The following is a 1,394-nucleotide window of genomic DNA, read 5'->3' as shown; positions in this document are numbered from 1 at the left end:
ATGACGGCCTCGTCATGTCAGACTGGCACGGYATTAAGGATCGGCCGGCCTCGCTGAACGCCGGCAACGATCTCGACATGCCGGAAAGCGGCGCACGCAAGCAGGAATTGCTAGAGGCCGTAAACGACGGCCGTGTGCCGAGTGGAGCGMTCGATCAGGCCTGCCTGCGCGTCCTCAAGCTCGTGCGCACGGCCCGAAATGGCGCGTGCGAGGATGTGACGGTGGACTACAGGATGCACCATGCGCTKGCACAGCGAATGGCGGCCGAATCGACCGTTCTCCTGAAGAACGAAGGCGGGCTGCTGCCGCTGGGAGGAGCAAAGCTGAAGCGCATCGCGGTGGTCGGCCCTGCTGCGAAGGATCCGGTCATTCAGGGGTCCGGCTGCGCCACCACCCGGCCGACCGATGTTGATGTCCCTCTGGACGAAATCCGCCGGCTGGCCCCCTCCGCGGCCATCGGCTTCCATGCGGTATCCGACTTCGATGCCGGCAGCGCCTCGGAAGAGGCTGCGCTCGCCGATATCKACGCCGCCGATACCGTGCTCTTCTTTGGCAATACCGAAGTKGGCTATGACGGTGAAGGGTCGGACCGTACGCATCTCAACCTGCATGATGGCCAGGACGAACTAATCGACCGCCTGGCGCGCCGCAATGGTAAGCTTGCCGTCATCCTGGCAACCCCTGATGCGGTGGTTATGCCGTGGATCGGGCAGGTCGCTGCGGTCGTCTCAGCCTTCTTCGGGGGCCAGGGTGCAGGACGCGCGGTGGCCGATATCCTGTTCGGTGTGCAGAATCCCTGCGGCAAGCTTACCGTCACGTTCCCGGCTCACCTTGAGGATACGCCTGGCTTCCTTAGCTATCCCGRCGAAAATAATCGCCACCTCTATAGCGAGGGGATCCATGTCGGCTACCGCTCCTATGACAAGCGCAAGCTTCAGCCGCTGTTCCCCTTTGGGTTCGGCCTCAGCTATACGACCTTCGACTACGCCAATGTCGCGGTCGATCGCGACCGCATCGACGCCGACAGCACATTGACGGTGTCCGTGGAGGTGACCAACACCGGCCTGGTMGCGGGCAAGGAGATTGTGCAGGTCTATACACGCCCGCATGCGCCGCGCCTCATGCGACCGCTACGCGAGTTGAAGGGCTTTTCTAAGATTGACCTTCAACCCGGTGAAACGAAGCGCGTTTCCATCGTCATCGAGGCCCGCGACCTTCGCTACTACGATCCGGACTATCGCCGCTGGCTACTKGATGCCGGCAAGCTCAGCATCGAGGTCGCATCTTCCTCACGCGATATTCGTGGCGAATGCTTGATCTCGGTMGAGGCGGTAGCGCTGCCGCTGACCGTCCTCAGTGTCGAAAGCCAGCCCTCCGTGGTGCTGGAGCAGGAA

General features: G+C 62.4%; 1 protein-coding gene. It reads left to right on the top strand.

The features are described 5' to 3' along the window. Positions 1-14: 14 nt before the first annotated feature. Positions 15-1,394: glycoside hydrolase family 3 C-terminal domain-containing protein (locus QD357_RS32270; RefSeq protein ID WP_414126075.1), on the top strand; the 1,380-nt coding region annotated here is incomplete at its 3' end.

Source organism: Rhizobium sp. BR 317 (assembly GCF_047445835.1).
Classification (GTDB): Bacteria; Pseudomonadota; Alphaproteobacteria; order Rhizobiales; family Rhizobiaceae; genus Rhizobium; species Rhizobium paranaense.
Note: the sequence above shows the minus strand (reverse complement) of the source record. Positions and strands in the feature narration are given on the sequence as shown.